The sequence below is a fragment of the Actinocorallia longicatena genome, from assembly GCF_039534125.1.
In the GTDB taxonomy this organism is placed as follows: domain Bacteria; phylum Actinomycetota; class Actinomycetes; order Streptosporangiales; family Streptosporangiaceae; genus Actinocorallia; species Actinocorallia longicatena.
Genome location: NZ_BAAAUV010000001.1, coordinates 276756 through 301621, shown reverse-complemented (window position 1 = coordinate 301621; position 24866 = coordinate 276756). Strand labels below are relative to the sequence as shown.

Annotated in this window: 22 protein-coding genes; 9 read left to right on the top strand and 13 right to left on the bottom strand. The window is 71.9% G+C overall.

Annotated features, from left to right (window positions below; translation table 11 throughout):
* The first annotated feature begins 79 nt into the window (after positions 1–79).
* Positions 80–1348 (top strand): MFS transporter, encoded by a 1269-nt coding sequence (locus ABD785_RS01335; protein ID WP_344821262.1) that lies wholly within the window; start codon positions 80–82, stop codon positions 1346–1348.
* On the opposite strand, the gene ABD785_RS01330 is transcribed toward ABD785_RS01335, so the two are convergent.
* Genes ABD785_RS01330 through ABD785_RS01305 form a run of 6 tightly spaced genes read right to left on the bottom strand, consistent with a single transcriptional unit; the run spans position 1307 to position 9510 of the window.
* Positions 1307–3202, bottom strand: coding sequence for an acetoacetate--CoA ligase (locus ABD785_RS01330; RefSeq protein WP_344821261.1), 1896 nt, complete (start codon positions 3200–3202; stop codon positions 1307–1309). The two genes, ABD785_RS01335 and ABD785_RS01330, sit on opposite strands and share 42 nt — an antisense overlap.
* Before the next feature lie 3 nt (positions 3203–3205).
* Positions 3206–3976, bottom strand: coding sequence for an enoyl-CoA hydratase/isomerase family protein (locus ABD785_RS01325; RefSeq protein ID WP_344821260.1), 771 nt, complete (start codon positions 3974–3976; stop codon positions 3206–3208).
* Positions 3973–5118, bottom strand: coding sequence for an acyl-CoA dehydrogenase family protein (locus ABD785_RS01320; protein WP_344821258.1), 1146 nt, complete (start codon positions 5116–5118; stop codon positions 3973–3975). Before ABD785_RS01320 ends, ABD785_RS01325 begins: the two co-directional genes overlap by 4 nt.
* Positions 5115–6005 (bottom strand): hydroxymethylglutaryl-CoA lyase, encoded by an 891-nt coding sequence (locus ABD785_RS01315; RefSeq protein WP_344821257.1) that lies wholly within the window; start codon positions 6003–6005, stop codon positions 5115–5117. The genes ABD785_RS01320 and ABD785_RS01315 overlap by 4 nt, the downstream gene beginning before the upstream one ends.
* Positions 6005–7951 (bottom strand): acetyl/propionyl/methylcrotonyl-CoA carboxylase subunit alpha, encoded by a 1947-nt coding sequence (locus ABD785_RS01310; protein ID WP_344821256.1) that lies wholly within the window; start codon positions 7949–7951, stop codon positions 6005–6007. Before ABD785_RS01310 ends, ABD785_RS01315 begins: the two co-directional genes overlap by 1 nt.
* 5 nt (positions 7952–7956) lie before the next feature.
* Positions 7957–9510, bottom strand: a complete 1554-nt coding sequence (locus tag ABD785_RS01305; protein ID WP_344821776.1) for a carboxyl transferase domain-containing protein — start codon at positions 9508–9510, stop codon at positions 7957–7959.
* A gap of 84 nt (positions 9511–9594) precedes the next feature.
* Here ABD785_RS01305 and ABD785_RS01300 point away from each other — a divergent pair, with 84 nt between their 5' ends.
* From ABD785_RS01300 to ABD785_RS01275, 6 genes are read left to right on the top strand one after another with little or no spacing between them, the layout of a single operon-like run.
* On the top strand, positions 9595–10146 hold the full coding sequence (locus tag ABD785_RS01300) for a TetR/AcrR family transcriptional regulator (RefSeq protein WP_344821255.1): 552 nt from the start codon (positions 9595–9597) through the stop codon (positions 10144–10146).
* Between the two features lie 10 nt (positions 10147–10156).
* Positions 10157–11266, top strand: a complete 1110-nt coding sequence (locus tag ABD785_RS01295; protein ID WP_344821254.1) for a hypothetical protein — start codon at positions 10157–10159, stop codon at positions 11264–11266.
* A gap of 19 nt (positions 11267–11285) precedes the next feature.
* A complete protein-coding gene (locus ABD785_RS01290) occupies positions 11286–11540 on the top strand; it encodes a hypothetical protein (protein ID WP_344821253.1) in 255 nt (84 codons plus the stop codon).
* 59 nt (positions 11541–11599) lie between these two features.
* Positions 11600–13003, top strand: a complete 1404-nt coding sequence (locus ABD785_RS01285; RefSeq protein ID WP_344821252.1) for a serine/threonine-protein kinase — start codon at positions 11600–11602, stop codon at positions 13001–13003.
* 23 nt (positions 13004–13026) lie between these two features.
* Positions 13027–14811, top strand: coding sequence for a glutaminase A (gene glsA / locus ABD785_RS01280; RefSeq protein WP_344821250.1), 1785 nt, complete (start codon positions 13027–13029; stop codon positions 14809–14811).
* An 11-nt stretch (positions 14812–14822) separates the two neighbouring features.
* The gene (locus tag ABD785_RS01275; RefSeq protein WP_344821248.1) at positions 14823–15194 is read left to right on the top strand and encodes a cupin domain-containing protein; all 372 of its coding nucleotides are present in this window, start codon (positions 14823–14825) and stop codon (positions 15192–15194) included.
* On the opposite strand, the gene ABD785_RS01270 is transcribed toward ABD785_RS01275, so the two are convergent.
* Both ABD785_RS01270 and ABD785_RS01265 read right to left on the bottom strand, forming a co-directional pair.
* Positions 15191–15637 (bottom strand): SRPBCC family protein, encoded by a 447-nt coding sequence (locus tag ABD785_RS01270; RefSeq protein WP_344821247.1) that lies wholly within the window; start codon positions 15635–15637, stop codon positions 15191–15193. The two genes, ABD785_RS01275 and ABD785_RS01270, sit on opposite strands and share 4 nt — an antisense overlap.
* Before the next feature lie 70 nt (positions 15638–15707).
* Entirely contained in the window at positions 15708–16913 is a 1206-nt protein-coding gene (locus ABD785_RS01265; protein ID WP_344821246.1) for an MFS transporter, read from the bottom strand.
* 65 nt (positions 16914–16978) lie between these two features.
* Between ABD785_RS01265 and ABD785_RS01260 the strand changes: the two genes are divergently transcribed.
* The gene (locus tag ABD785_RS01260) at positions 16979–17938 is read left to right on the top strand and encodes a winged helix-turn-helix domain-containing protein (RefSeq protein ID WP_344821245.1); all 960 of its coding nucleotides are present in this window, start codon (positions 16979–16981) and stop codon (positions 17936–17938) included.
* Here ABD785_RS01260 and ABD785_RS01255 read toward each other — a convergent pair.
* The 5 genes from ABD785_RS01255 to ABD785_RS01235 all read right to left on the bottom strand — a co-directional run bounded on the left by ABD785_RS01255 (position 17935) and on the right by ABD785_RS01235 (position 24265).
* On the bottom strand, positions 17935–18906 hold the full coding sequence (locus tag ABD785_RS01255) for an NAD-dependent epimerase/dehydratase family protein (RefSeq protein WP_344821243.1): 972 nt from the start codon (positions 18904–18906) through the stop codon (positions 17935–17937). The two genes, ABD785_RS01260 and ABD785_RS01255, sit on opposite strands and share 4 nt — an antisense overlap.
* A gap of 63 nt (positions 18907–18969) precedes the next feature.
* A complete protein-coding gene (locus tag ABD785_RS01250; RefSeq protein ID WP_344821242.1) occupies positions 18970–19974 on the bottom strand; it encodes a hypothetical protein in 1005 nt (334 codons plus the stop codon).
* Between the two features lie 289 nt (positions 19975–20263).
* Positions 20264–22018, bottom strand: coding sequence for a hypothetical protein (locus tag ABD785_RS01245; protein WP_344821240.1), 1755 nt, complete (start codon positions 22016–22018; stop codon positions 20264–20266).
* A 17-nt stretch (positions 22019–22035) separates the two neighbouring features.
* Positions 22036–22677 (bottom strand): TetR/AcrR family transcriptional regulator, encoded by a 642-nt coding sequence (locus tag ABD785_RS01240; protein WP_344821239.1) that lies wholly within the window; start codon positions 22675–22677, stop codon positions 22036–22038.
* A gap of 121 nt (positions 22678–22798) precedes the next feature.
* Positions 22799–24265, bottom strand: a complete 1467-nt coding sequence (locus ABD785_RS01235; RefSeq protein WP_344821238.1) for a zinc metalloprotease — start codon at positions 24263–24265, stop codon at positions 22799–22801.
* 159 nt (positions 24266–24424) lie between these two features.
* Between ABD785_RS01235 and ABD785_RS01230 the strand changes: the two genes are divergently transcribed.
* Positions 24425–24859 carry a pyridoxamine 5'-phosphate oxidase family protein gene (locus ABD785_RS01230; protein WP_344821237.1) on the top strand — a complete coding sequence of 145 codons (435 nt, stop codon included), beginning with the start codon at positions 24425–24427 and terminating at the stop codon, positions 24857–24859.
* Positions 24860–24866: the final 7 nt, after the last annotated feature.

The following is a 24866-nucleotide window of genomic DNA, read 5'->3' as shown; positions in this document are numbered from 1 at the left end:
ATGTACCCAATGATGGCGTTGCGGGCGCCTGTGATCGTCGTGCCGGATGTCCAGAATAAGGTGTCATGGAGTCCCCGACATGACCGCCGTCATCGACTGCGCCAAGCCGCTCGCCACCCCTCCCACGCTCTGGACCAGGGATTTCTCGCTCTACTTCGGCGCCAGATCCGTCTCCCTGCTGGGTGACGCGATGATGCAGGTCGCCGCCGCCCTCGCCGTCGGAGCCATCTACGGCGTCTCGGGCGTGGGGTACGTTCTGGCCAGCTTCACCACCCCGTTCGTCCTGTTCATCCTGTTCGGCGGGGTCTTCGCCGACCGGATCGGCGCCCGGGCGATGATGGTCGGCGCCGACGTCGTCCGGATCGTCACCCAGGGCGTCGTGGCGGTGGCCTTCTTCACCGGGACGCCCTCGCTCTGGCTCCTGCTCACCTGCTCCTTCCTCGCCGGAACCGCCGCCGCGATGTTCCAGCCGGGCGTCAACGGGATGGTGCCGCTGGTCGCGCGGGACCCGCAGCGCGCCAACGCCACCCTCAAGATCGCCGATGCGGCGGCCCAGCTCGCCGGGCCGGTGATCGCCGGTGTGGTGATGACGATGTCCAGCGCCGGGGTGGTGTACTCCCTGAACGCCGGGACCTACGCCTTCAGCGCCCTGTGCCTGGCGCTGCTGCGGCCGGTCTCCGCGGGCGCGCGGACGGAGCGGTCGAGCGTCCTGCTCGACCTGCGCCGCGGCTGGTCGGAGTTCCGGTCCCGCACCTGGATGTGCGCGGTGATCGTCATCTGGATGTTCTTCGGCCTGCTGGTCTTCGGCCCCTACATCCCGCTCGGCTCCCGGCTGATCGGCGAGCGCCTCGGGGACGCGGCCTACGGCTGGGCGATGGCCGGGCTCGGCACCGGAACGGTCCTCGGCGGGCTGGTCGCAATCCGTTTCCGGCCGTCCAGGCCGCTGGCCGCCGGGGCCGTCGCGATGATCGGGTTCGGGTTCATCCCGTTGTCGGCGGCGCTGGAACTGCCGCTGCCCCTGCTGATGGCGGGACACCTCGTCGGCGGCGCCGCCTGGGCGTTCTGGGCGGTGATGTGGTCGACGAGCGTGCAGACCCAGGTGGCCCCGGACGTCATCAACCGGGTCACCGCCTATGAGATGGCCGGATCGGTGTCGGGCGTCGCGGTGGGCCAGGCCCTGGTGGGGCCGGTCGCGGACGTGGTGAACGCCCGCGACCTGCTGTTCGTCTCGGCCGGAGTCAGCTTCGCGGTCTGCGCGGCCCTGCTGCTGACGCCCTCGGTCCGGCGGCTGCGCGGCATCCGCCCGTCAGGGCCGGAAATGGTCCAGGACCTCGGGGTTGGCCAGTGAGTCGCGGTTGGCGGCCTCGGCCGGGTCGGCGCCCTGAAGGATCTTCCTGACGGGCACCTCCAGCTTCTTGCCCGACAGGGTCCGCGGGATCCCCGGCACCGTGACGATCCGGTCCGGGACGTGCCGGGGCGACAGGTCGGAGCGCAGGGCCGTCTTCAGCCGGGCGAGGAGATCATCCGTGAGCTCCTCGCCCTTGGCGAGCTGCACGTAGAGCAGCAGGGTGCCCTCCGCGCCGAGCCGCCCGGTGTCGATGACGAGACTGTCGGCGATCTCGGGGAAGGCCTCGACGACCCGGTAGAAGTCGCTGGTCCCCATCCGGATGCCGCCCCGGTTGAGGGTCGAGTCGGACCGGCCGTAGATCACGCAGCCGCCGTCGGGAAGGATCTTGATCCAGTCGCCGTGCCGCCAGACGCCGGGGAAGTCGGCGAAGTAGGCCTCCCGGTAGCGCTCCCGGCCGGGGTCGTTCCAGAAGGCCACCGGCATGCACGGCATCGGCTCGGTGAGGACGAGCTCGCCGACCTCGTCGAGCACCGCGTTGCCGTCGGGGTTGAAGGCCTCGACCTTGGCGCCGAGGGCGCGGCACTGGATCACCCCCGCCCGGACGGGCAGCAGCGGCGAGGGCCCGACGAAGCCCGTGCAGACATCGGTGCCGCCGGACAGCGAGCCCAGCAGGACGTCCCGCTTGACGTGCTCGTACACCCAGTCGAACCCCTCGGGCGGCAGCGGGGAACCGGTCGAGCCGATCACCCGCAGCGCCTCCAGCCCGGACGGCTCGATCCCGGCCTTGCGCGAGGCCATGATGTAGGGCGCGCCCAGCCCGAGATGGGTCGTCCGGGTCTCAGCGGCCAGCCGCCACAGGGCGTCACCGGTGGGCGCCCCGTCGAACAAGACGATCGTCGCGCCGAGCATCAGCCCGCTGACCAGGTAGTTCCACATCATCCAGCCGGTCGTGGTGTACCAGAGGAAGACGTCGCCCTCGCCGAGGTCCTGGTGCAGGCTCAGCGACTTCAGGTGCTCCAGGACGATCCCGCCGTGCCCGTGGACGATCGGCTTGGGCAGCCCGGTCGTGCCGGAGGAGTACAGGACCCACAGCGGCTGATCGAACGGCACCCGGTCATAGGCGGGAGCGCCCGGCCGCAGGAACCCGTCGTAGGACAGGAGGCCCTCTCCCGCGGCGCCGAGCGTGACGGTCGCCGTCAGGGTGGGCAGCGCCGCCCGGATCTCCGCGACGACATCCGACCGGTCGAACCGCCTCCCGTTGTAGGCGTAGCCGTCCACGGCGAGCAGGACCTTGGGCTCGATCTGCTGGAACCGGTCGATCACGCTCGGCGCGCCGAAGTCCGGCGAGCACGACGACCAGGCGGCGCCGAGGGAGGCGGCCGCCAGCATGACGACCAGCGCCTCGGGCCGGTTGGGCACATAGCCGACCACCCGGTCGCCCGCCCCCACGCCCAGGGCCAGCAGCCCGGCCCTGGCCCTGGCGACCTGGTCCTCCAGGGCCCGCCAGGTGAGGGTCTCGTCGGGGCCGCCCTCGGTCCGGTAGACCACCGCCACGGCGTCCGGGCGCTCGGAGGCGGGCCGGAGCATGTTCTCGGCGTAGTTCAGGCGCGCGCCGGGGAACCAGCGCAGGCCGTCGACGGGCATCGCGCCGCCGGAGCGGACCGGGCCGTCGCCCCGGTCGCCGGCGACGTCGAAGTGGCGCCAGACCGCCTCCCAGAACCCGTCGAGGTCGCCGACCGACCAGCGCCACAGCTCGTCATAGGTCCGCGGCTGCGACGGCAGCCCGCGCATGAACGCGCCGACCCGCGTCGCATCGGGGTTCGACGGCTCCCACAGCAGCGCGCCTTCGTTCATCAGTCAGACTCCGGGCCAGTTCGGGCGGCGCTTCTCGTTGAAGGCGGCGATGCCTTCGCGCCGATCGGGTGACAGGGCTGCGGTGCGCCAGGCGTTCTCCTCCACGTCGAGGGCCGCGCCCAGGTCGAGGGAGGCCCCGGCGCGCAGCGCCCGCTTGGCGGCGCGGGTCGCGACGGGGGAGTTGGCCGCGATCGTCGCGGCGAGGTCCAGCGCGGTCTCGAGGACCTTGCCCGGCTCCGCGCTCCGGTCGACGATGCCGAGTGCCACGGCCTCCTCGAAGGGCACCCGCCGGCCCGTCAGGACCAGGTCGGCGGCCTTCGCCGGGCCGATCCTGCGCAGGGCGAGCTGGGTGCCGCCGCCGCCGGGGACCAGCCCGACCGACACCTCCGGCAGCCCGAAGACCGCCGACGGATCGGCCACGATGAGATCGCACGACAGTGCGAACTCCATGCCGCCGCCCAGCGCGAACCCGTGGACGGCCGCGACGACCGGCTGCGGAAGATCGAGGACCGCCCCGAACGCCGCCCGGAACAGCGGCCGCTGCCGCATCAGCTCCTCGTCGGACATCCCGGCGCGCTCCTTGAGATCCGCGCCGACGCAGAACGCCTTCTCCCCGGACGCCGCCAGCACGACCGCCCGCACCCCGGTGTCGGCCGCCACCTCGCGGCAGGCCTCCGCCAGCCGCACGGCCATCGCCGTCGACAGCGCGTTGTGCGCCTCGGGCCGGTCCAGCCGGATCTCGGCGACGTTCCCGTGCCGAATCAGCCCGATCACGCGCCGACCCCCAGCTGACGAGAGATGATCATCTTCTGGACCTCGGTGGTGCCCTCGCCGATCTCCAGGATCTTCGCGTCGCGGTAGAACCGGGCGACGGGGAACTCGTTCATGAACCCGTAGCCGCCGAAGACCTGCGTGGCGTCGCGGGCGTTGTCCATCGCCGCCTCCGAGGCCACCAGCTTGGCGATCGCGGCCTCCTTCTTGAACGGTTCGCCCGCCAGCATCTTGGCCGCCGCGGCGTAGTAGGCGGCACGCGCCGTCCAGGCCCGCACCTCCATGTCGGCGATCTTGAACTGGATGGCCTGGTACTTCCCGATGGCCTGCCCGAACGCCTGCCGCTCCTGCACGTAGCGCAGGCACTCGTCGACGCAGCCCTGGGCGAGCCCGACCGACAGGGCCGCGATCGCGATCCGGCCCTCGTCCAGGGTCCGCAGGAACTGGGCGTAGCCCCGGCCCCGCTCGCCGACCAGGTTGGCGGCCGGGACCCGCACGTCGGAGAAGGACAGCTCGTGGGTGTCGGAGCAGTTCCAGCCGACCTTGGAGTACTTCGGCGCGACCGAGAAGCCCGGGGTGCCGTTCGGGACCACGATCGTGGAGATCTCGTTCTCACCGGTCAGCGCGGTGACGGTGACGAAGGCCGTGATGTCGGTGCCGGAGTTGGTGATGAACGCCTTCGAGCCGTTGATCACCCAGCTGTCGCCGTCGAGCCTGGCGGTGGTGCGCATCCCGCCGGGGACGTCGGAGCCGCCGCCGGGCTCGGTCAGCCCGAAGGCCGCCAGCCTCTCGCCCGTGACGAGCTGCGGCAGCAGGGTCCTGCGCTGCTCGTCGGTGCCGTACTTGTAGATCGGCATCGCACCGAGCGAGACCCCGGCCTCGAGGGTGATCGCGACCGAGGAGTCGACCCTGGCGAGCTCCTCCAGGGCCAGGCAGAGGGTGAAGTAGTCGCCGCCCATGCCGCCGTGCTCCTCGGGGAACGGCAGGCCGAACAGGCCCATCTTCCCCATCCCGGCGACGATCTCGTAGGGGAACTCCTGCTTCTCGTACAGGTCCCCGATCACGGGTGCGACGATCTTCTGGGCGAACTCCGCCACGCTCTCCTTGAGCGCGGTCTGCTCCTCGTCGAGCGAGAAGTCGATCATTTGGGGCTCCTTGCGGTGACGACGCGGGAGGGGGAGGGGCGGCCGAGCCGCTCCGCCATCCAGACGCTGGTGGTGACGAGGGCGTCGAGATCCACTCCGTGCTCGATGCCGAGCCCGTCGAGCATCCAGACGAGGTCTTCGGTGGCGAGGTTGCCGGTGGCGCTCTCGGCGTAGGGGCAGCCGCCGAGGCCGCCGGCCGAGGCGTCGACCGTGGTCACGCCGGACTGCAGGGCGGCCAGCGTGTTCGCCAGGGCCTGCCCGTAGGTGTCGTGGAAGTGGACGGCGAGCCGCGACGGCCCGCCGAACGCCGCGATCAGCTCCTGGACGTGCCCCGCCGTGCCGACCCCGATGGTGTCGCCGAGGCTGAGCTGGTAACAGCCCATCTCCAGCAGCCTCCTCCCGGCCGCCACGACCTGGCCGACCGGGACGGCGCCCTCCCACGGGTCGCCGAAGCACATGGAGAGGTAGGCCCGCACCCGCAGGCCCGCGGCGAGGGCCCGCTCGACGGTCGGCGCGAACATCGCGTACTGCTCGTCCATCGACCGGTTCAGGTTCTTGCGGGCGAAGGTCTCGGTCGCGCTGCCGAAGATCGCGATCTCCTCGACCCCGGACTCCAGTGCCCGGTCGAGGCCGCGCTCGTTCGGGACCAGCACCGGGTAGTTCACCCCCGGCCGGCGCTCGGTGATCTCCAGCAGCCGGGCGGCGTCGGCGAGCTGCGGCACCCACTTGGGGTGCACGAAGCTCGTCGCCTCGATCGTGGTCAGGCCCGCGTCGGCGAGCCGGCCCAGGAACTCGGCCTTGACCTCGACGGGAACGATCGCCTCCTCGTTCTGCAGGCCGTCCCGCGCGCCGACCTCGTAGATCGTGACCCGCTGCGGCAGTTCCATCAGGCACCTCCCTCGGGGGTGATCTCGGCGAGCACGGCGTCGAGCGCCACCTGTGCTCCTGTCCGTGCCGCGAGCCGCGCCACGGTCCCCGCGACGCTCGCGGTCACGGTGTGCTCCATCTTCATCGCCTCGACGATCACGATCGGCTGGCCCTCGGTGACGACGTCGCCCTCGGCGACCTTCACCGCCAGGACGGTTCCCGGCATCGGGCTGCGCAGGACGCCTCCGCCCGAGGCCGCTCCGCCGCCGCGCAGCGTCCTTTCCTCCTCGCGGACGGCCCAGGTCAGGCCGTCGCGGCCGATCCAGACCGTGCCGTCCGGCGCGACCGTGGAGCTGTAGCGGTACTGGCGTCCGGCGAACGTCAGCCGTCCGGGGCCGGCCAGCGCGGCGGGGACGGGCGCGGCGTCGCCGATCGCGAGCTCGGCCGAGGACGGCAGCCCCGTGGTCCGCACCAGGAAGGTCGCACCGTTGACCACGAGCTGGTGCGGGGTGAACGCCGGTGCGCCCAGCCGCCAGCCGTCGGCGCGGTCCCAGGGATCGTCTCCGGTGAGCGAGGCCGTCCGCTCCAGCGCCGCCGCCGCCAGGACCCAGCCGGGCACCGGCTCCTCGGCGGTCAGCTCCGGCAGGACCCGCTCGACGAGCCCGGTGTCGAGCTCGCCCGCGACGACCTCGGGCCGGGCGAGCAGCTTGCGCAGGAAGCCGATGTTGGTCTGCACCCCGAGCAGGGAGTAGCCGGCGAGCGCCCGGTCGAGATCGCGGACGGCCTCCGCGCGCGTCTCCCCCCAGACGATCACCTTGGCGATCATCGGGTCGTAGCGGCTGCTGATCGCGTCGCCCTCGCCGATCCCGGTGTCGATCCGGACGTGGTCGCCCGGCGGTTCGCTGAGGGACAGGACGCGCCCCCCGGTCGGCAGGAAGCCGCGCGAGGGGTCCTCGGCGTAGACCCGGGCCTCGATCGCGTGCCCATGGAGCACGGTCCGCCCCTGGGAGAGCTTCGGCCGCTCGCCCGCGGCGACCCTGATCTGCAGCTCCACGAGGTCGTGGTGGGTGACCTCCTCGGTGACCGGGTGCTCGACCTGGAGCCGGGTGTTCATCTCCATGAAGAAGTACTCGTCGGGCCGGTCGGCCGAGACGATGTACTCGATGGTCCCGGCGCCCACGTAGCCGACGGCCTGGGCGGCGGCCACCGCGCTGGCGCCCATCCGCTCGCGCTGCTCTGCCGTCAGGAGCGGCGACGGCGCCTCTTCGATGATCTTCTGGTGGCGGCGCTGGAGGCTGCACTCGCGCTCGCCCATGTGGATGGTCTTGCCCTGGGCGTCGGCGAAGATCTGGATCTCGATGTGCCGGGGGTTCTCCACGAACCGCTCGACCAGGATCGTGTCGTCGCCGAAGGCCGTCGCGGCCTCGCGGCGGGCCGAGGCGATCGCCTCGGGGAGCTCGGCGGGATCGCGCACCAGCCGCATGCCCTTGCCGCCGCCGCCCGCGGACGGCTTCAGCAGGACGGGCAGCCCGACCTCGAGCGCCGCCGCCGCGAGCTGATCGTCGTCGAGACCGGCCTCGTCGCGGCCGGGCACCACGGGCACCCCGGCCGCGGCGACGATCTGCTTGGCCCGGATCTTGTCGCCCATGGCCTCGATCGCCGAGGCCGGAGGCCCGATGAACACCAAACCGCCCTCGGCGCAGGCACGGGCGAACCCGGCGTTCTCCGACAGGAAGCCGTAACCCGGATGGACGGCCTCCGCCCCGGACACGACGGCCGCGGCGATGATCGCGGCGGCGTCCAGGTAGGAGGGGATCTCCACGGCGTCGTCGGCGTTCCTGACGAAGGGCGCGGCGGCGTCGTCGGCGGTGTAGACGGCCACCGCCCGGACGCCGAGCTCGCGCAGGGTCCGCTGGATCCGGACGGCGATCTCGCCCCGGTTGGCGATCAGTACGGTAGAGAACATCTCAGTCACATCCGGAAGACGCCGTAGCCGACGTCGTCGAGCGGCGCGTTGGCCGCGGCGGACAGGGCAAGGCCGAGGACCCGGCGGGTGTCGGCGGGATCGATCACTCCGTCGTCCCAGATGCGGGCCGTCGAGTAGTAGGGGTTGCCCTGCTGCTCGTACTGCTCGCGGATGGCGTCGGCGTCGGTGTCCCCGACGGTCGTCAGCACCGACGCGGCCTGCTCACCGCCCATCACCGAGATCCGCGCGTTCGGCCACATCCACAGGAACCGGGGCGAATAGGCGCGTCCGCACATCGCGTAGTTGCCCGCGCCGTAGGAGCCGCCGATCACGACGGTGAACTTCGGCACCCGCGCGCAGGAGACGGCCGTGACCATCTTCGCGCCGTGCTTGGCGATGCCCCCGGCCTCGTAGTCGCGGCCGACCATGAACCCGGAGATGTTCTGCAGGAAGACCAGGGGGATCGAGCGCCGGTCGCACAGCTCGATGAAGTGCGCGCCCTTGAGCGCGGACTCGGCGAACAGGATGCCGTTGTTGGCGATGATCCCGACCGGATGCCCCTCCAGGTGGGCGAACCCGGTCACCAGGGTCGTGCCGTACTCCTTCTTGAACTCGGTGAAGCGGCTCCCGTCGACCAGCCGGGCGATCACCTCGCGGACGTCGTAGGGGGTGCGCGTGTCCGGCGGGACGATCCCGTACAGCTCCTCGGCGTCGTACAGCGGAGCCTCGGCCGGGACGGTCTCCCACGGCCGTCCGTGCCTCGGGCCCAGGGTGGCGACGATCTCCCGGACGATCCGCAGGGCGTCGGGGTCGTCGTCGGCCAGATGATCGGTCACGCCGGAGACCCGTGAGTGCAGATCCCCGCCGCCCAGCTCCTCGGCCGTCACGACCTCGCCGGTGGCGGCCTTCACCAGCGGCGGCCCGCCCAGGAAGATCGTTCCCTGCTCCCGGACGATCACGTTCTCGTCGCTCATCGCGGGCACGTAGGCCCCGCCTGCGGTGCACGACCCGAGGACGGCCGCGATCTGCGCGACGCCCAGGGCCGACAGGTTCGCCTGGTTGTAGAAGATCCGCCCGAAGTGCTCGCGGTCGGGGAACACCTCGTCCTGCATCGGCAGGAACGCGCCGCCGGAGTCGACCAGCATGATCGTCGGCAGCCGGTTGCAGAGCGCCACCTCCTGCGCCCTCAGGTGCTTCTTGACCGTCATCGGGAAGTAGGTGCCGCCCTTGACGGTCGCGTCGTTGGCGATCACCACGACCTCGCGGCCCGAGACCCGCCCGATGCCGGTGATCATGCCCGCGCCCGGTGCGGCGTCGCCGTACAGCCCGTTCGCGGCCAGCGGCGACAGCTCGAGGAAGGGGGAGCCGGGGTCGAGCAGCCGGTCGACCCGCTCGCGCGGCAGGAGCTTGCCGCGCCCCACGTGCCGGGCCCGGGACTTCTCCGGCCCGCCGAGCGCGGCCGCGGCCAGCCGGTCGCGCAGCTCGCCGACCAGCGCGCGGTTGAGCTCGGCGTTCCGCTTGTAGGGCTCGCCCGCGACATCCGCGCGGGCCGGCAGCACTCCCACCGGCACTCCTCAGAAGTTAATGACCACTAACAAAACAGATGTTAATCACCATTAACCGAGTTCGTCTACACTCGGTCCATGGGGACACCTACCCAGGACCGGCGCGCGCAGATCTTGATCGCGGCCGCGGACCTCTTCGCCCGCCGCGGATACCACGGCGTGTCCATCGGCGAGCTCGGCGCCGCCGTCGGGCTGACCGGCCCCGCCCTCTACCGGCACTTCAGGGGCAAGGAGGACCTGCTGGCCGAGGTCCTGCTGGACATCTCCGTCCGCCTGCACGACGAGGGCGTCCGCCGCGCCGCCGAATCTCCCGACCCCCTCGGGGCCCTGCTCGACTGGCACATCGCCTTCGCCCTCGGCAACCCGTCGCTCATCACCGTGCACGAACGGGAACTCGACAACGTGCCCGCCCCGCAGCGCCGCGAGGTCCGCCGCCTCCAGCGCGCCTACCTGGAGGAATGGGTCCGCGTCGTCGGCGCGCTCAACCCCAGGCCCGAGGATCAGACCCGAGCGGCCGTCCACGCCGTCTTCGGTCTCCTCAACTCCACCCCCTACAGCGCCGTCACTCTGGACCCTGCCGCCATGTCCCCGCTCCTGCGCACCATGGCCAGGGCCGCCCTGCTGGCCTAGGCTGTCGGCCGTGCTGACCCGATGGGCCGTCCCGGTCCTGCTCGCCGTCACCCTCACGGCCGCGGCCTGCGGTTCCGGCGAGGACCCGCCCGAGGCCACCGGAACCGCGCCGGCGACCCCGCTGGCCGCGCGGGCCACCACGCCGCCGGAGCCGCCCGAGCCCGCCGTCCAGCCCAAGCACGCTCCCGCCGCGGCGGTGCCGGGACGGGACCCGCGCTCGGCGGACGTCGCCCGCCCGGACCGGACGGTCGGCGACGGGACTCCCGGAAGCTGCACCTCGGAGGCCGTCGTCAAGGCCGTCGCCGCCGGGGGAGTGATCGTCTTCTCCTGCGGCCCCGACCCGATGACGATCACCATGACGGCCACCGCCAAGGTCAGGAACTCCTCCTCCCAGGTCGTCCTGGACGGCGGCGGGCTCGTCACCCTGAGCGGCGGCGGCAGCCGCCGCATCCTCTACCAGAACACCTGCGACCAGGAACTCGGCTGGACCACCAGCCACTGCCAGGACCAGGCCACTCCCCGGCTGACCCTCCAGAACATCGGCTTCGCCGACGGGAACTCCACCGGCGAGACCGCCGAGGGCGGCGGCGGAGGCGCCGTGTTCGTCAGGGGCGGCCGGCTGAAGGTCGCCGGAGTCCGCTTCACCGGCAACCGCTGCGACCCCAGCGGGCCCGACCTGGGCGGGGCCGCACTGCGTGTGCTCTCCCAGTATCAGGGCCGCGCGGTCGGGGTCTCCGGAAGCACCTTCAAGGACGGCGTCTGCTCCAACGGCGGGGCGATCAGCGGCATCGGGACGTCCTGGCGGATCGAGGACAGCACCTTCACCGGCAACCGGGCGATCGGATCCGGCGCCAACCCCTCCCGCCCCGGCACCCAGGGCGGCGGCAGCGGCGGCGCGATCTACGCCGACGGGAACCTGTTCACGATCACCGTCCTGCGCAGCCGGATCACCGGGAACAGCGCCCGCGAGGGCGGCGGGGCCATCTTCTTCGTGTCCAACGACCGCACCGGCACCCTGGTCCTCGACCACGCGAAACTCAGCGCCAACCCCAGCAAGGGGTTCGAGACGAGGGGATATCCGGGGATCTTCTTCATCGGCGCCGGGGTGAAGGTGCGCTGAAGCAGGGAAGGGGGGTCGTATGAGCGAGAAGAACGGCGACTACTACGACGGCGGCCTCGACCCCGCCGACTCCCTGTCCACCGACGACCTGTCGGCCGACGAGCTGGACGAGGGCATCTCCCCGCCCGACCGCTGGTCGGCCGGGCAGGGGTTCGGCGACACGGCCGACGAGCAGCGCGAGGGGGAGTCCTTCGACCAGCTCCTCCACGAGGAGGAGCCCGACCCGGTCCTGCGGGAGATCGGCGAGGAGGACGCACGGCCGGGAAGGACGTAAGGATTTCAAAATGATCGTCACCGGGTGACTTCGGGACGCGCCGGGTTATCGTTGGGCGCATGGCCGCCCCCCTGGAGCCCGGCGACCCCCGCAGGCTCGGAGAGTACGACCTGGTCCGACGCCTCGGTGAGGGCGGACAAGGCACTGTTTACCTCGGCATCGGTCCCGGTGGCCTGAAGGTCGCCGTCAAGGTGCTGAAGGGTTACACCGACCCGGCGACCAAGCGCCGGCTCGAGCGCGAGTTCGAGGCCGTGAAGAGGGTCAACCCCTTCTGCACCGCCCAGGTGATCGCCTTCCACGAGTCCTACATCGTCAGCGAGTTCGTCGACGGGCCCTCCCTCCAGGAGCGGATCCAGCAGAGCGGGCCGCTGCAGGGCGGTGACCTGGTCAGGCTCGCGGTCGGGACGGCCTCGGCGCTGGCGGCCATCCATGACGCGGGGGTCATCCACCGGGACTTCAAGCCCGCCAACGTGCTGCTGGGCCCCGACGGGCCGCGCGTCGTCGACTTCGGCATCGCCAGGCCCGTCGACGCGGGCACCTCGACCGTCACGTTCGGCACTCCCGGCTACGTGCCGCCCGAACTGCTGCGCGGCGAGGCCATCTCGGCCCGCTCCGACCTGTTCGGCTGGGCCGCGACCATCGCCTTCGCCGCGACCGGCAGGCACCCGTTCAGCGCGGACACCGTCGCCCTCATCTACCAGCGCATCCTCACCTTCGAACCGGACCTGTCGGCGCTTCCGCCCGAACTCCAGCAGGTCCTGCGCTCCTGCCTGGACAAGGACCCCGGCCGCCGCCCCGACGCGCACGTCCTGGTCACCTCGCTGATCTCGCCGTCGCGCAACGCCCACCTGACGACCCCCGCGCCGACGCCGCAGCAGCCGCTGCCCCTCCCGCAGCCGCAGCCGTTCGTCCAGCCCTACGAGCAGGGCCACCCCCAGCGGACCGAGCCCGGTGTGCAGTCCACGCCGATCCCGCTGCCGCGCAACCTCCGGGTGCGGCGCCGCCGGAGGGGCCCGATCGTCCTCGGCGCGGCCGCGCTGGCGGCCGTCCTCGTCGCGGCCGTCCTGCTGTGGCCGGAGGGCGAGCGGGACAAGGGCGCGAAGCCCGCTCCCACCACGCCCACGGCCTCGGTCTCCACGTCCGCCCCGCCCGGGGTGCCCGCGGCGCTCGCCGGAACCTGGACGGGCACCGTCACCGACAACAACAACGGCTCCTTCGGCCTGACGCTCACCGTCAACGCGGGCCTGACCAAGGGCACGTTCGCCGCCACCGGCGGAAGCACCTGCGACCAGCCGATCTCCTTCAACCAGGCCCAGGGCGCCGCCGCCGTCCGCATGAACCTGGAGCCCGCCGACGGCTGCAGCGGCGGCCTGATCCTGCTCACCCTCGACGGCCAGACCCTCCGCTACCGCTACGACGGCGGCGACATCGTCGGTACCGCGAACCTCACGAAATCAGGCTGAATCGGTTCGTCTAGAGTTGGGCCGTGAGCGGAACGATCATCAGCCCGATCCATGACCTCCTGAACGACCTGCACGGACGCCTCCAGGAGGAACGGGGCGGGGAGGTCGCGACCTACATCCCGGAACTCGGGAAGGCCGACCCGGAGTGGTTCGGAGTGGCGGTCGCGACCCTGGACGGCGTCCTGTACGAGGCCGGTGACACCGAGGTGCCGTTCACGATCCAGTCGGTGTCCAAGCCGTTCGTCTACGCCCTCGCGCTCCAGGACCGGGGAATGGAACGGGTCCTCCAGCAGGTGGGCGTGGAGCCGACGGGCGACGCCTTCAACGCCGTCCGGCTCGAGCCGGAGACCGGCCGCCCCTACAACCCGATGGTCAACGCGGGGGCGATCGTCACCTCTTCGCTGGTCGACGGCGCCGACGCCGAGGCCCGGCTGGACCGGATCCTCGCCGGGCTGTCGGCCTTCGCGGGGCGTCCGCTGGCCGTCGACCACAAGGTCCTGGTCTCGGAGGCCGCGACCGGCGACCGCAACCGGGCTCTCGCCTACCTCATGCACGGGGCGGGCTCGCTCCGCTGCGACGTCGACGACTCCCTGACGGTCTACTTCGCCCAGTGCTCGACCCTGGTCACCACCCGCGACCTGGCCGTCATGACCGCCACCCTCGCCGGCGGCGGCGTGAACCCGATCACCGGGCAGCAGGTCGTCAGCGTCGAGGCCGCGGCGGGGGCGCTGACCGTGATGGCGACCTGCGGCACCTACGACTACGCGGGGGAGTGGCTGATGCGGGCCGGGCTGCCCGCCAAGAGCGGGGTCTCGGGCGGCCTCATCGCCGCCCTGCCCTCCCAGCTCGGGCTCGGCGTCTTCTCCCCGCCGCTGGACCCGCGCGGCAACAGCGTCCGCGGCGTCGCCGCCTGCCAGGAGCTGTCGGGACGGTTCGGCCTGCACCTGATGCGGCCCACCGAGCGTCCGGGCCCGGTCTTCCACCGGACCCTGCGCGGCGACACCGCCCACTCCTCCCGGGTCCGCTGCCACGACGAACGCGCGGCCCTCACCCGGGCCGGCCGGGCCATCGCGGTCTACGAGGTCCGCGGGGACCTGGCCTTCAACGCCGCCGAGGAGGTCGTGCGCACCATCACCGCCGACACCGAGTCGGTCCGCTGGGTGATCCTCGACCTGCTCCGCGCCGGGCGCGTCCAGACCGTCGCCGCGACCCTTCTCGAGGCGATGGCCGCCAAGCTCGGCGAACGCGGCATCACCATGGTCGTCGTCGACTCCGAGCAGGGCGTCCCGCTGCCGTCGGCGATCGTCGCGGCCACCCGCGACGCCGCGCTCGAACTCTGCGAGGACGCCCTCCTCGCCGCCGAGGACGCCGCCCGCCACAGCGTCTCCCTGCACGAGCAGGACCTTCTGCGGGCCCTGGACGACGACCTGGTCTACGCGTTGCGCGACTACCTGGAGACCCGTGACTACCAGCCGGGCGAACGCCTGGTCGAGGACGTCGCCGCGCTGGCCTTCATCCTGTCCGGCGGCCTGGCCCGCGAGGTCGTGGTCGGCGGCAGGGCCGTCCGGGAGACCTCGATGGGCCCCGGCACGGCCGTCGGCCGCCTCGCCCTGCTGGACGACACCGGGCACGCCCACCGCATCGTCGCCGAGGGCCCCACCCGCTGCGAGGTCCTCACCACCGCGAACCTCACCCGCCTGGAACGCGAGAACGCCCGCCTCGTCGACGCCCTACGCTGGTCCATCGCTCGCGCCCTCGCGGCCCGTCTCCACCGCGCCGACGCCGAGAACCACGCCCTGATGCGCTAGCGTCGCATCCCGTGGCCGACGACATCTACACCGGAAACGCCAGCGTCGACGCGCTCTCCGACCGGGGGTGGCTGCTCGGGCATTTCAAGCCCGAGGGCGACGCCCGGCACAGCGAGGACGTCGAGATCAAGTGGGGAGTGCACCCGGCGGGCGACGAACGCGCCGAATGGGTCAGGGGCGAGCACCGTACCGCGCTGCTGGTGCTGATCAGCGGAAGGTTCCGGGTCGAGGTGCCCGGGCGGAGCGTCCTCCTCGACCGCCAGGGTGACTACGTGGTGTGGGGACACGGCGTCGATCACTCCTGGAAGGCCGAGGAGGAATCCGTGGTCCTGACGGTCCGCTGGCCGTCAGTGCCGGGCTACGCGGTCAGGAGCGAGTCCTAGACGGTTCCGCGCCAGCCGCCGGACTCGGTGCCCCGCTGCTCGATGAACTTCTTGAAGCGGTCGAGGTCGCCCTTGACCCGGTGCTCGATGAGGTTCGTCTTGTCCCCGGCCTTCTCGACGATGCCCTCCGGCGCGAAGATCATCCTCAGCGCCACCCGGGTGTGCGTCGGGTCGAGGAAGCGGAAGGCCACGACGCCCGCCTGGTGCGGTTCGCCGACGGACTGCCAGGCGATCCGCTCGTCCGGACGCTGGTCGGTGATCTCGGCGTCGAACTCGCGCTTGATCCCGGCGATGCTGGTCTTCCAGTGCGTCCTGGTGTCGGAGAGCTGATCGACCTGGTCGACGCCCTCCATGAACTCCGGGAACTCGGTGAACTGGGTCCACTGGTTGTAGGCGGTGCGCACCGGAACGGCAACGTCGACGGTGTGCTCGATGGTGGTCATCTCTTCGCCTCCTTCGTCGGGTGTGTTCTTCGAGCCGTGCCCGGCGGAGGAGGCCTAAACGTCCGGAGCTTCAGGCTTTCAGAGGCGGGGAGGGCCGCAGCGCGGCGAGGGCGAGCAGGCCCAGCACCGCGCACACCGGGACGATCACCGACACCGACGCGAACTGCCCCGCGGCTCCCGCCCCCGCGAACCCGACGCCCTGGAAGAACATCAGCCCGGTCGTCTGGAGGGCCAGCGCCCGGGACCGCAGCGCCTCGGGAGTGCTCTCCAGCAGGTGGTGGTCCTGGCCGAGGTGGTAGGCGATTCCCGCCCCGGAGACGAAGAGGATCAGCATGACGCCCGCGATACCGGGGGTCAGGGCGTAGCCGAGCAACGGCACCAGGACGACCGCGGCCAGCGGGGCGATCAGCCTGACCTGCCGGGACGGTGACATCAGCCACATGCCGGCGAACTCCCCGACGGTGCAGCCGAGAGGCAGGGCGGCCATCATCAGGCCGAGCCTGGCGGTGTCGAACCCGGCCTCGGCGGCGTAGGGGTTCGCCAGGGCCTCCGGAGCGACCGACAGCATCGAGACCGTCCAGCCGAGCAGGAGGTTGCGGCGCAGCGGCCGCAGGCTCAGGACGTCGCGGATGCCGGACAGGGAGTCCTTCACCATCGAGGTCCCGTCGGAGGGGGCGGGCGGCCGCTCGGACGTGCCGAACCGCAGCAGCATCGCGGCCACCACGAACGCGCACGCCTCCAGCAGCAGGGCCGTGTGCGGCTCGATCACGGTGAGCAGGAGCCCGCCCGCCCCGAGCCCGAAGACCTGGGCCGACTGGGTGACCACCCGCAGCATGCTCCGCGCGGGAACGTAGGCGGGCCCCGGCATGACCTGGGGCAGGGTCGCGGCCCTGGCCCCGCCGAGGATCGGGCTCACCATGCCGATCATGAAGACCAGGAGGAGGAGCGCGGGCACCGGCATCCCCGGGACGGCCATGATCCCCGCCAGCGCGGCCGTGGCCAGCGTGCAGCCGGTCATGAGGCGCCGCAGCGGGATCCGGTCGACCAGGGAGGACAGGAACGTCCCGGCGAACAGGTGGGGGAGGAAGGCGAGGGCGAAGACCAGCGAGGTGAGCAGCGGCGAGCCGGTCTTGCGGTACACGAGCACGGTCGTCGCGAACTCGGCCATGATCATTCCCACGAAGGAGATCACATGGGCGGCGAAGATCGCCCGGAACTCGCGGACGGCGAAGGCGTCGCGGTAGCGCAGGCGGGCCTGCTCGGGAACGGCGGTCATGAGGCGAACTGTGGCCGGATACTCTGATTCACGGTAATGATTCGCTTCGGAACGAATCGGATGCGATGTACGCCCTCAGATTCACCCCGGCCGACCTGCTCCGCTGCCGGTTCGCGGTCTCCACCGCCCTGGAGACCCTGCACGCGGTGCGGGTGCTGCACGATCCCCGGACCCAGCCCATGCACCTGCCCTGGCTGCGCCGGGCGCTGCCGCACCGGCCGAAGTTCACCCGCCTGATCGCCCTCCAGCCGCTGCGCGGCTGGACCCCGGAGTTCCTCGCCCCGGCCCCCGGCGGGCCGATCACCTCGATGGACGAGGAGCTGGCCGGGATCCGGAGCGCCGATCCGGGCTTCGTCCGGGAAGAGCTGCTGCGTTCGGCCGCCGACCAGCGCGAACCCGCGCTGCGCCGGATCGCCCTCGACCTGGCCGAGGACCCGCAGGAGGCCCGCCGGCTGCTCGCCGACGAGCTGGGGCTGGCCTGGGAGCTGATCGTCGAACCGTACTGGCCGCAGCTCTCGGACCTGCTCGACCGCGACATCGCCTACCACGCCCGCCTCCTGGCCCAGGGGGGCCTGGAGAGCCTCGCCTCGGCCCTCGACAACGCCTTCTCCTGGCGCGACGGCACCCTCATGATCGAGCACTTCACCGAGGACTCCTACGAGCTGGAGGGCACCGGGCTCGTCCTCATGCCGAGCGCCTTCATCTGGCCCAACCGGGCGATCGGCACCGGCGGCCCCGGCCTGCCCGCGGTCATGTACGCCGCCCGCGGCATCGCGGAACTGTGGTCGCGCCCCGCCCACCCCCCGGAGGCGCTCGAACGCCTCCTGGGCAGGGCCAGGGCCGCGCTCCTGCTCGACCTCGCCGAGCCCGCGTCCACCACGGCCCTGGCCCGCCGCCACGGGCTCAGCCCGTCCACGGTCTCGGCCCACCTGACCGTCCTGAAGGACGCCGGCCTTCTCGCCCCCCGCCGCGACCGCCGCCAGGTCCTCTACCGCCGCACCTCCCTCGGCGACCTGCTGGTCTAGAGGGCCAGCACCCGGCGTTCGGTCTCAGCGGTGAGGCCCACGGGCGGGCGGTCGGGGCGCTGGGGGGCCCGGCCGCCGATCGAGCGGAGCCAGGTCCAGGTGTCGGCGACGGTCTCGGTGACCGGGCGGCAGCGCAGGCCGGTGGACAGGGCGAGGGAGACGTCGCTTCCGTGCATGCCGTCGTGGCCGGGACCCGGCGGGATCCAGCAGGGCAGCTCCGTCCACGGTTCGACACCGGCGGCGAGGATCGTCTCCGGGTCGGTCCAGCGCAGGTCGGCGTCCGAGCCGGTCGCGGCCACGCAGGCCTCCAGGAGATCGCGCATCGAGGCGTGGCCGACCGGGCTGACCAGGTCGCAGGGGCCGGAGAAGGAGGGGTTGGCGAGCGTCCATGCGGCGAGGTCGCGGGCGTCGACGAACTGGATCCCGCCGTCGGCGGGGCCGGGTGCCAGGACGGGGCCGCCCCGCGCGATGCGGGTCAGCCACCACGGCAGCCGCCCGATGTTCTCGTGCGGGCCGAGGATCAGCCCGGCCCGCACGAAGGCCGCCCGGTCGCCGAACGACTCCTCGACGGCCAGCTCGGAACCGCGTTTCATCACGTCGTAGCCGGACTCGCCGCCGCCGGGATCGCCCTCGACGAGGGGTGCGTCCTCCGCGGCGTCCGCCGGGGTGGGGAAGGCGTACACCGACCGGGTCGACACGTAGCTGTAGTGCCCGGCCCGCCCGGCGAGCAGGCGGGCCGACGCGCGGACGGCCGAGGGCGCGTGCGACCAGGTGTCGACCACCAGATCCCACTCGCCGCGCTCCAGCGCCGACAGATCCGCCAGCCGGTCGCCGCGCAGGGCCGTCACGCCCTCGGGGGCCGGATGCGTGCCCCGGTTGAAGGTCGTGACCTTCCAGCCGGTGCGCGACCCCTCCTCGACGACCGCCCGTCCCACGAACTCCGAACCGCCCAGAACCAGAAGTCTCATGGAGTCCAGCCTGGCTCACCACCGGGACGGGAGGCGCCGGTCCCCGCTGTGAGCGGATTCCGCTCAGCGCGTGACGCGCTCCGGCGGGAAGGCGAGCATGCTGAGCAGGTACCCCGCGATCGCGGCGACCGTGATCGCGCCGGTCCAGGCGTGGACGACCCACACGATGCCGCCGTCGAAGGCCGCCTCGATCGTCGCGAAGTAGACCGACCAGGTGACCAGCGGGATGGCCGTCGCGGTGATCCGCACGCGGAGGCCCTCGGTGCCGACGAAGAACAGGACGAGGTCGCCGAGCAGCCCGGCGGCCAGCACCGACATGTGCAGCGCGAACGGGTGCTCGGGGCCGATGACCGCGATGTCGAGCATCGCGGGCAGCGCGACGATCACGGTCACCGAGCCGGGCTTGAGCTCGAAGTGGCGCAGCAGCATGAGCAGGGTGCCGACGAGCGTCGCGGTGGCGAGCAGGATGCCGAGGATGCCCTGGGTGAAGGCCGCGTCGTTCTCCTGGTAGGCCGCCCACGGATTGCCGTAGGGCAGCGCGAACTGCGCCCAGAACCAGATCATGCTGAGCGACAGCGCGGCCGAGATGACGACCAGCCACGACGCGGTCCGCTCGCCGGTCGCACGGGCGTGCACCCACGGCCCCGAGGCGATGAGGAAGCCGGAGACCATCAGCCCCAGGTGGGACGGGCTGAAGAGGGCGACCGCGTCGTTCTCGATCCCGAAGAGCTCGTGCCACACGAGGTCGAAGCCGCCGAAGCCGCCGAACAGCAGGGCACCGGCGAACGACTGGAGGTAGCCCACCGGCAGCGACTTCAGCGGCGGCCGTCCCGCGCGCACCCCCCGCAGGGAGGCGAGGCCCAGGTAGGCCATCGTGCAGAGCACGCCGGTGTAGAGGAGGGCGTGCCACGGGGTGAAGAAGCTCGTGTCGACCTTGCCGTGGTTGTGCGCCCAGGCGTCGATGTGGGCGCCGACGGCGACCCAGGACGCGAACAGGACCGTCCCCCAGGCGAACGCCGCGCCCGGCACCGCCCGCTCGGACGTCTCGGCCCGGCTGTCCACCGCCACGGTTGTCTCCTTCGAAGTCGGCTCCCTGGGAGTTCGTCCGCTGCGACTTTAGGGCAGATTCGGGTGGGATTTTTAGATCTTGTGCCATATTTCGGACACGAATCCCGCATCGCTGACCGGTACAGGCCAGCCGCGTCGGGTGATGTTGTCACGGTCCTTGACCGCTGGTCATAGTGCTCCCTGTTGAAAGTTTCAACCGCTGGGAGGGGACACCATGAAGAAGATCGTCATCCATCGTTCGGGCACGGTCGCGCTGCACGGCAAGGCCAGCGCGAAGCACGCGGCGTGATCACAGACGCCTGACCCGGTACTCGCGCAGGGTGTGGTGAAGAGCGCGGGTGCCGAGGTCGAGGCCGCCGGGCCGGCTCCTGCCGTGCCAGGCGGTGGTGTGCAGATCGATCGCCTCGGCCAGGTCGGCGCGCAGCTCCGCGGGATCGTGGACGGTTCCGCGGAGCCGGAGGGCGCCGTGCCTGGCGAGGCGGATCGCGGCCTCGAGCTCGTGGAGGACCGCGATGGCGTCGGAGCACAGGGGGGTGGCCCGGCGCAGGGTGCCGGCGGCTCCGTCGAGGGTCGCGATCGTCTGGCGGACGAGGTCCTGGTCGGTCTCGCCGGCGACGATGTGGGGCTGGGAGGGCAGCAGCGACGCCTGGAGCGGGCTGCTGGTGAAGCCCCATCGGCCGGTGCCCGTCCAGAGGCGTCCGACGCTGTCGAGGAGCGTCCCGAGAGTGCCGGAGGAGTCCTCGAAGACGTGGCGGTCGAGGACCGCGGGCACGTCGAGGTCGCGGTTGGCCGCACCGCACCAGGCCGTCGCGCCGCCGTAGACCAGCGGCGGGTAGGAGACGGACGGCGGCTGGAGATGGCCGTTGTCACCCCAGTCCGCGACCAGGTACCCCGACGCTCCGCGCGCCAGCCCGGCCACCGACGCGTCGGCCATGTTGCCGTAGGCGTTGTCGACCCGGCCGACCAGGGAGTTCCAGGTCGAGGTCCCCGGCGTGACCCAGAACGGATGGCCCGCCGCGGCGAACGGCGCGACGGCCGGTTCGAAGCCCGCGCCGTGCACCGCCAGCGGATCGCCGCCGGTCAGCGCCTCGAGCACGGGACGGTAGCGCTCGGGCAACGGGGGAGGGGCCTCGGTCCTCGGCGCGGTGTAGGTCCAGGGCAGGGCGATCGTCCCGGCCGGCAGGGCCTCCACGGCGGCGGGGTCGGACCGCAGCATGTCGCCCCAGAACAGGACCTCGCGCCCCTGCTCCACCAGGGGGCCGGCGATCCGGTGCAGCTGTTCGAGGTAGAGCGCGGACCGTCCCCTGGCGGCCGCGTCCCCGGCGCTGGCACCCAGCCCCAGGTCGACGGGCTCGTCACAGTTGATGTTGACGGTCCTGGCGGAGAAGTTCGGCAGGAGCTCGGCGAGGAGCCCCAGGACGAATCCGGCGCTCTCCGGACCGGGCCGGAGCGTCGACGGGGGCAGCCGCAGACCCCCGAATTCCGTCCCCTCCGGTGACTCGGCCATCCCCCTATACGGCTCGTGCGATAGCCAGCGTTCCATGTGGCCGAAACAGTTCTGGTTGGCGACCAGAGTGACCCCCGCGTCGGCACAGCGCTCGTCCAGCCAGCGAAGATCAGCGGGGGTGATCGGGGAGGCGGCGCGCCAGACCCGCTCGTGGTCGCGATAGGCGAAGGTGTGCTCGGTGTAGAGCTGCAGATGGTTGTACCTGGCCAGGGCCAGCAGCTCGACCAGCCGGCCGAGGGTCGTCCGGGTCGGCACCCGGCCCCTGCTGACGTCGAGCAGGTAGCCGCGGACGGGGAAGTCGGGGCTGTCGCGCACCCGCAGCCGCGGCCAGCGGCCGGTGCACTGCGCGCGGATCTGCTCCAGCAGCGCCAGCCCGTACCGGAGCCCGGCGTCGTCGCCGTGGCGCAGGACGAGACCGTCGACCGCGAAGGACTCCGGCGCCATCCCCGGCGTGCGGCGCGGTTCCGGAACGCGGTCGAGCGCCGGGCCGAGGCCTTCGGCAAGGGACAGCTCACGCGGGCGCGGGAACAGGATCACAGGAGCATCCTTCCCGGTCAGCGGCGTGGCAGACCGTCGATCGCCGAGATGAGGAGGTCGAGGCCGAATTCGAAGTCGCTGTCGGGGTCGTGCGCCGTCAGCTCCTTGGCGTAGGCCGTCACGTGCGGGTAGAGCACGGGATCGAGTTCGGCGAACGAGGAGGCGGCGTCGGGCAGGTAGTCGAGCATCTTGACCATGTCGAGCTCGCGCAGCTGAGCCCCGAGCGCGTAGGCGATGAGCGCCCGCATGATGCGCACCGACGTGGCACCGTCGAACCCGGCGGCGTCCGCGACGGCCAGGGCCCGCTCCACGGCCTTCATCCCGACGGGGAACTCGACGCTGTGCGTTGTGACGATCGTCATGCAGGCGGGGTACTCGTGGGCGATCCCGCGGAAGGCGTGCACGAGGCTGCGCCCCCGGTCCTTCCAGTCGAGGTTCTCGTCATCGGGAAGGTCGAGCCCCGCCATGACGTACTGCGCGATCCCGCTGAGCAGGGCCCCCTTGTTGGGCACATGGTTGTACAGCGACATCACCGCCACACCCAGCTCACCCGCGACGGCCCGCATCGACAACGCCGCCTCCCCCTCGCGCTCGACCAGCGTCACCGCCGCCAGCACGATCCGCTCCCTGCTGAGCACCCGCTGACCTCCCGGACGCACGCGCCCTGACCTCGTTCTTCACCGATCGACGTTCCGAATGTATGCCACCCCGTCTTCGCGGGCATCTCGTGGCGGTCCTCGGCGAAGCGCTCGAACACTTCCGGGGCGGGGGTGCCTCCGGTCAGGGGGTGGGGACGGGGGTCGCGTCGATGTCGACGGAGGTGGGGGAGGAGCCTCGGACGACGAAGCGGATGCCGAGGACGGTCGCGGTCGAGCCCGGGGTGGCGGGGATCGCGGTCTCCAGCCAGGACGGGTCGACCTCGCCTCGTCCGGGGCCGACGTCGTGGGCGCCGATGGAGTGGATGACGACCGCCGGGTTCACGCCGGCGTCGTCGGCGGTGGCGGTGCGGTACTCGACCGTCAGGTACTGGTTCGGGTGGCGTGGCCGGCGGATGACCGCGAGCTGGGCGTCCGGCGGGGAGGAGGTTCCCGCGAGGGCGAAGACGCGGGCGCCGCCACCCAGGAGGCCCCTGATCTGGGTGACCCGCCCGGAGACGCGGAAGGGCACGCTGTGGCGGAGGAGGGAGGCGGCGGAGACCCGGCGCTCGCTCCGCCAGAACCCCGCAGGGTCGCGGATCATCCCGGCGGAGATCGGGGGGACCTGCACCGCGTGCGACTGCGGACCCGTGTAACCCATGACGCAGTAGGCGTCGTTGTAGAGGCTGCCGAACGGGTCCGGCGGCGGGATCAGCGGGCCGAACGCGTGCTGGAAGCCCAGGGTGTGGCCGACCTCGTGCTGGAGGAAGGCCAGCGAGGCACCGGCCAGGTCGAAGGCGATGTCGCCGCCGGTCGCGCCCGCGTCGGTCGGACCCGTCGGCACGGCGACGATGAGGTGGTCGTAACCGTCCAGGGAGATTCCGTTGTCGGCGAGGTAGCCGCGGGCGGCGTCCAGGGTCCTGTTCCGGCCGCCGCGACCCTGCGCCTCGGCCTGGGAGTACTCCTCGAAGGGGTAGAACAGCGGCGTCACGATGTCGAACTGAAGGTCGACCAGGCCACAGGTCGCGCGGTGCCAGTAGTTGCGGACGCTGTACTCGTGGTCGACGAACACCTGCCTCATCAGATCGCGGCTCCAGGGCAGGTTGCCCGTGGCGTCGGGAAGCACGGAGCGGAACAGGAACGTCGCGATCGCGAACCGGTGGGAGACACGGTCCGCACCCCCCGTGGAGAAGGGCAGGCTGTAGGGCCCGCTGTCGCTCAGATAGTGCGGATTCCCATCGTGGCAGACGCCACTGCCGAACCCGCCGTACACGAGGACCTGGCAGCGGCTGCACCACCGCCACCCGTCCTGCGCGCCGTAGGGGGCGTCGCCGAACGGGACGCTATAGGGCCCGCTGTCGTTGAGGTGGTGCGGCTTCCCGTCATGACAGATGCCGCTGCCGAACCCGCCGTACACCAGCACCTGGCAGCGGCTGCACCACCGCCACCCCTCCTGCGCCCCGAACGCGGTCGCACCAAAGGGGACGCTGTAGGGCCCGCTGTCGCTCAGGTAGTGCGGATTCCCGTCGTGGCAGACGCCGCTGCCGAACCCGCTGAAGACCAGGGACTGGCACCGACTGCACCAGCACCATCCCGCCTGAACCGCACTCATCCCGTCCCCCTGCCCTCGTTCCGGCCTCCATCGTGGGACCGGCCCGGCACCGACGGCATGAGTAACCCCCTACCCATCGGACGGAGGGGTGAGAACTTGACTTCCGCCGAGTGAATGCGCTGTTCTAGCGCGAGTGATCGATATTTCGGGTCCGGCCTCGTGAAGGCGCCCACACAGGCTGACCTGTGGGAGGTTCTGGCCGCGCGCCGCGAAGGCGTCCTGGCGACCATCGGCGAGAACGGCCTGCCCCACCTGTCGAACGTCTACTACGCCGCCGACCCGGCACGGAGCCTCCTCCGCATCTCCACGACGATCCGCCGGATCAAGGGTCGCAACCTGCTCCGCGACCCCCGTGCCGTCCTGCACGTCCCCGGCGCGGACTTCTTCACCTTCTCTGTAGCCGAGGGCCACGTGACGACGTCCGTCGCGAAGACCCCCGGCGACGCCGCGACCGACGACCTCCACGACCTCCACACCCTCCTCGACGCCGCAGGCGACCGCCCCGCCTTCGACCAGAAGATGATCAGACACGGCCGCATGGCCGTCCACCTGACCGTCACCCGCCTCTACGGCCAGATCTTCACCGGCCGATAACTCCGCC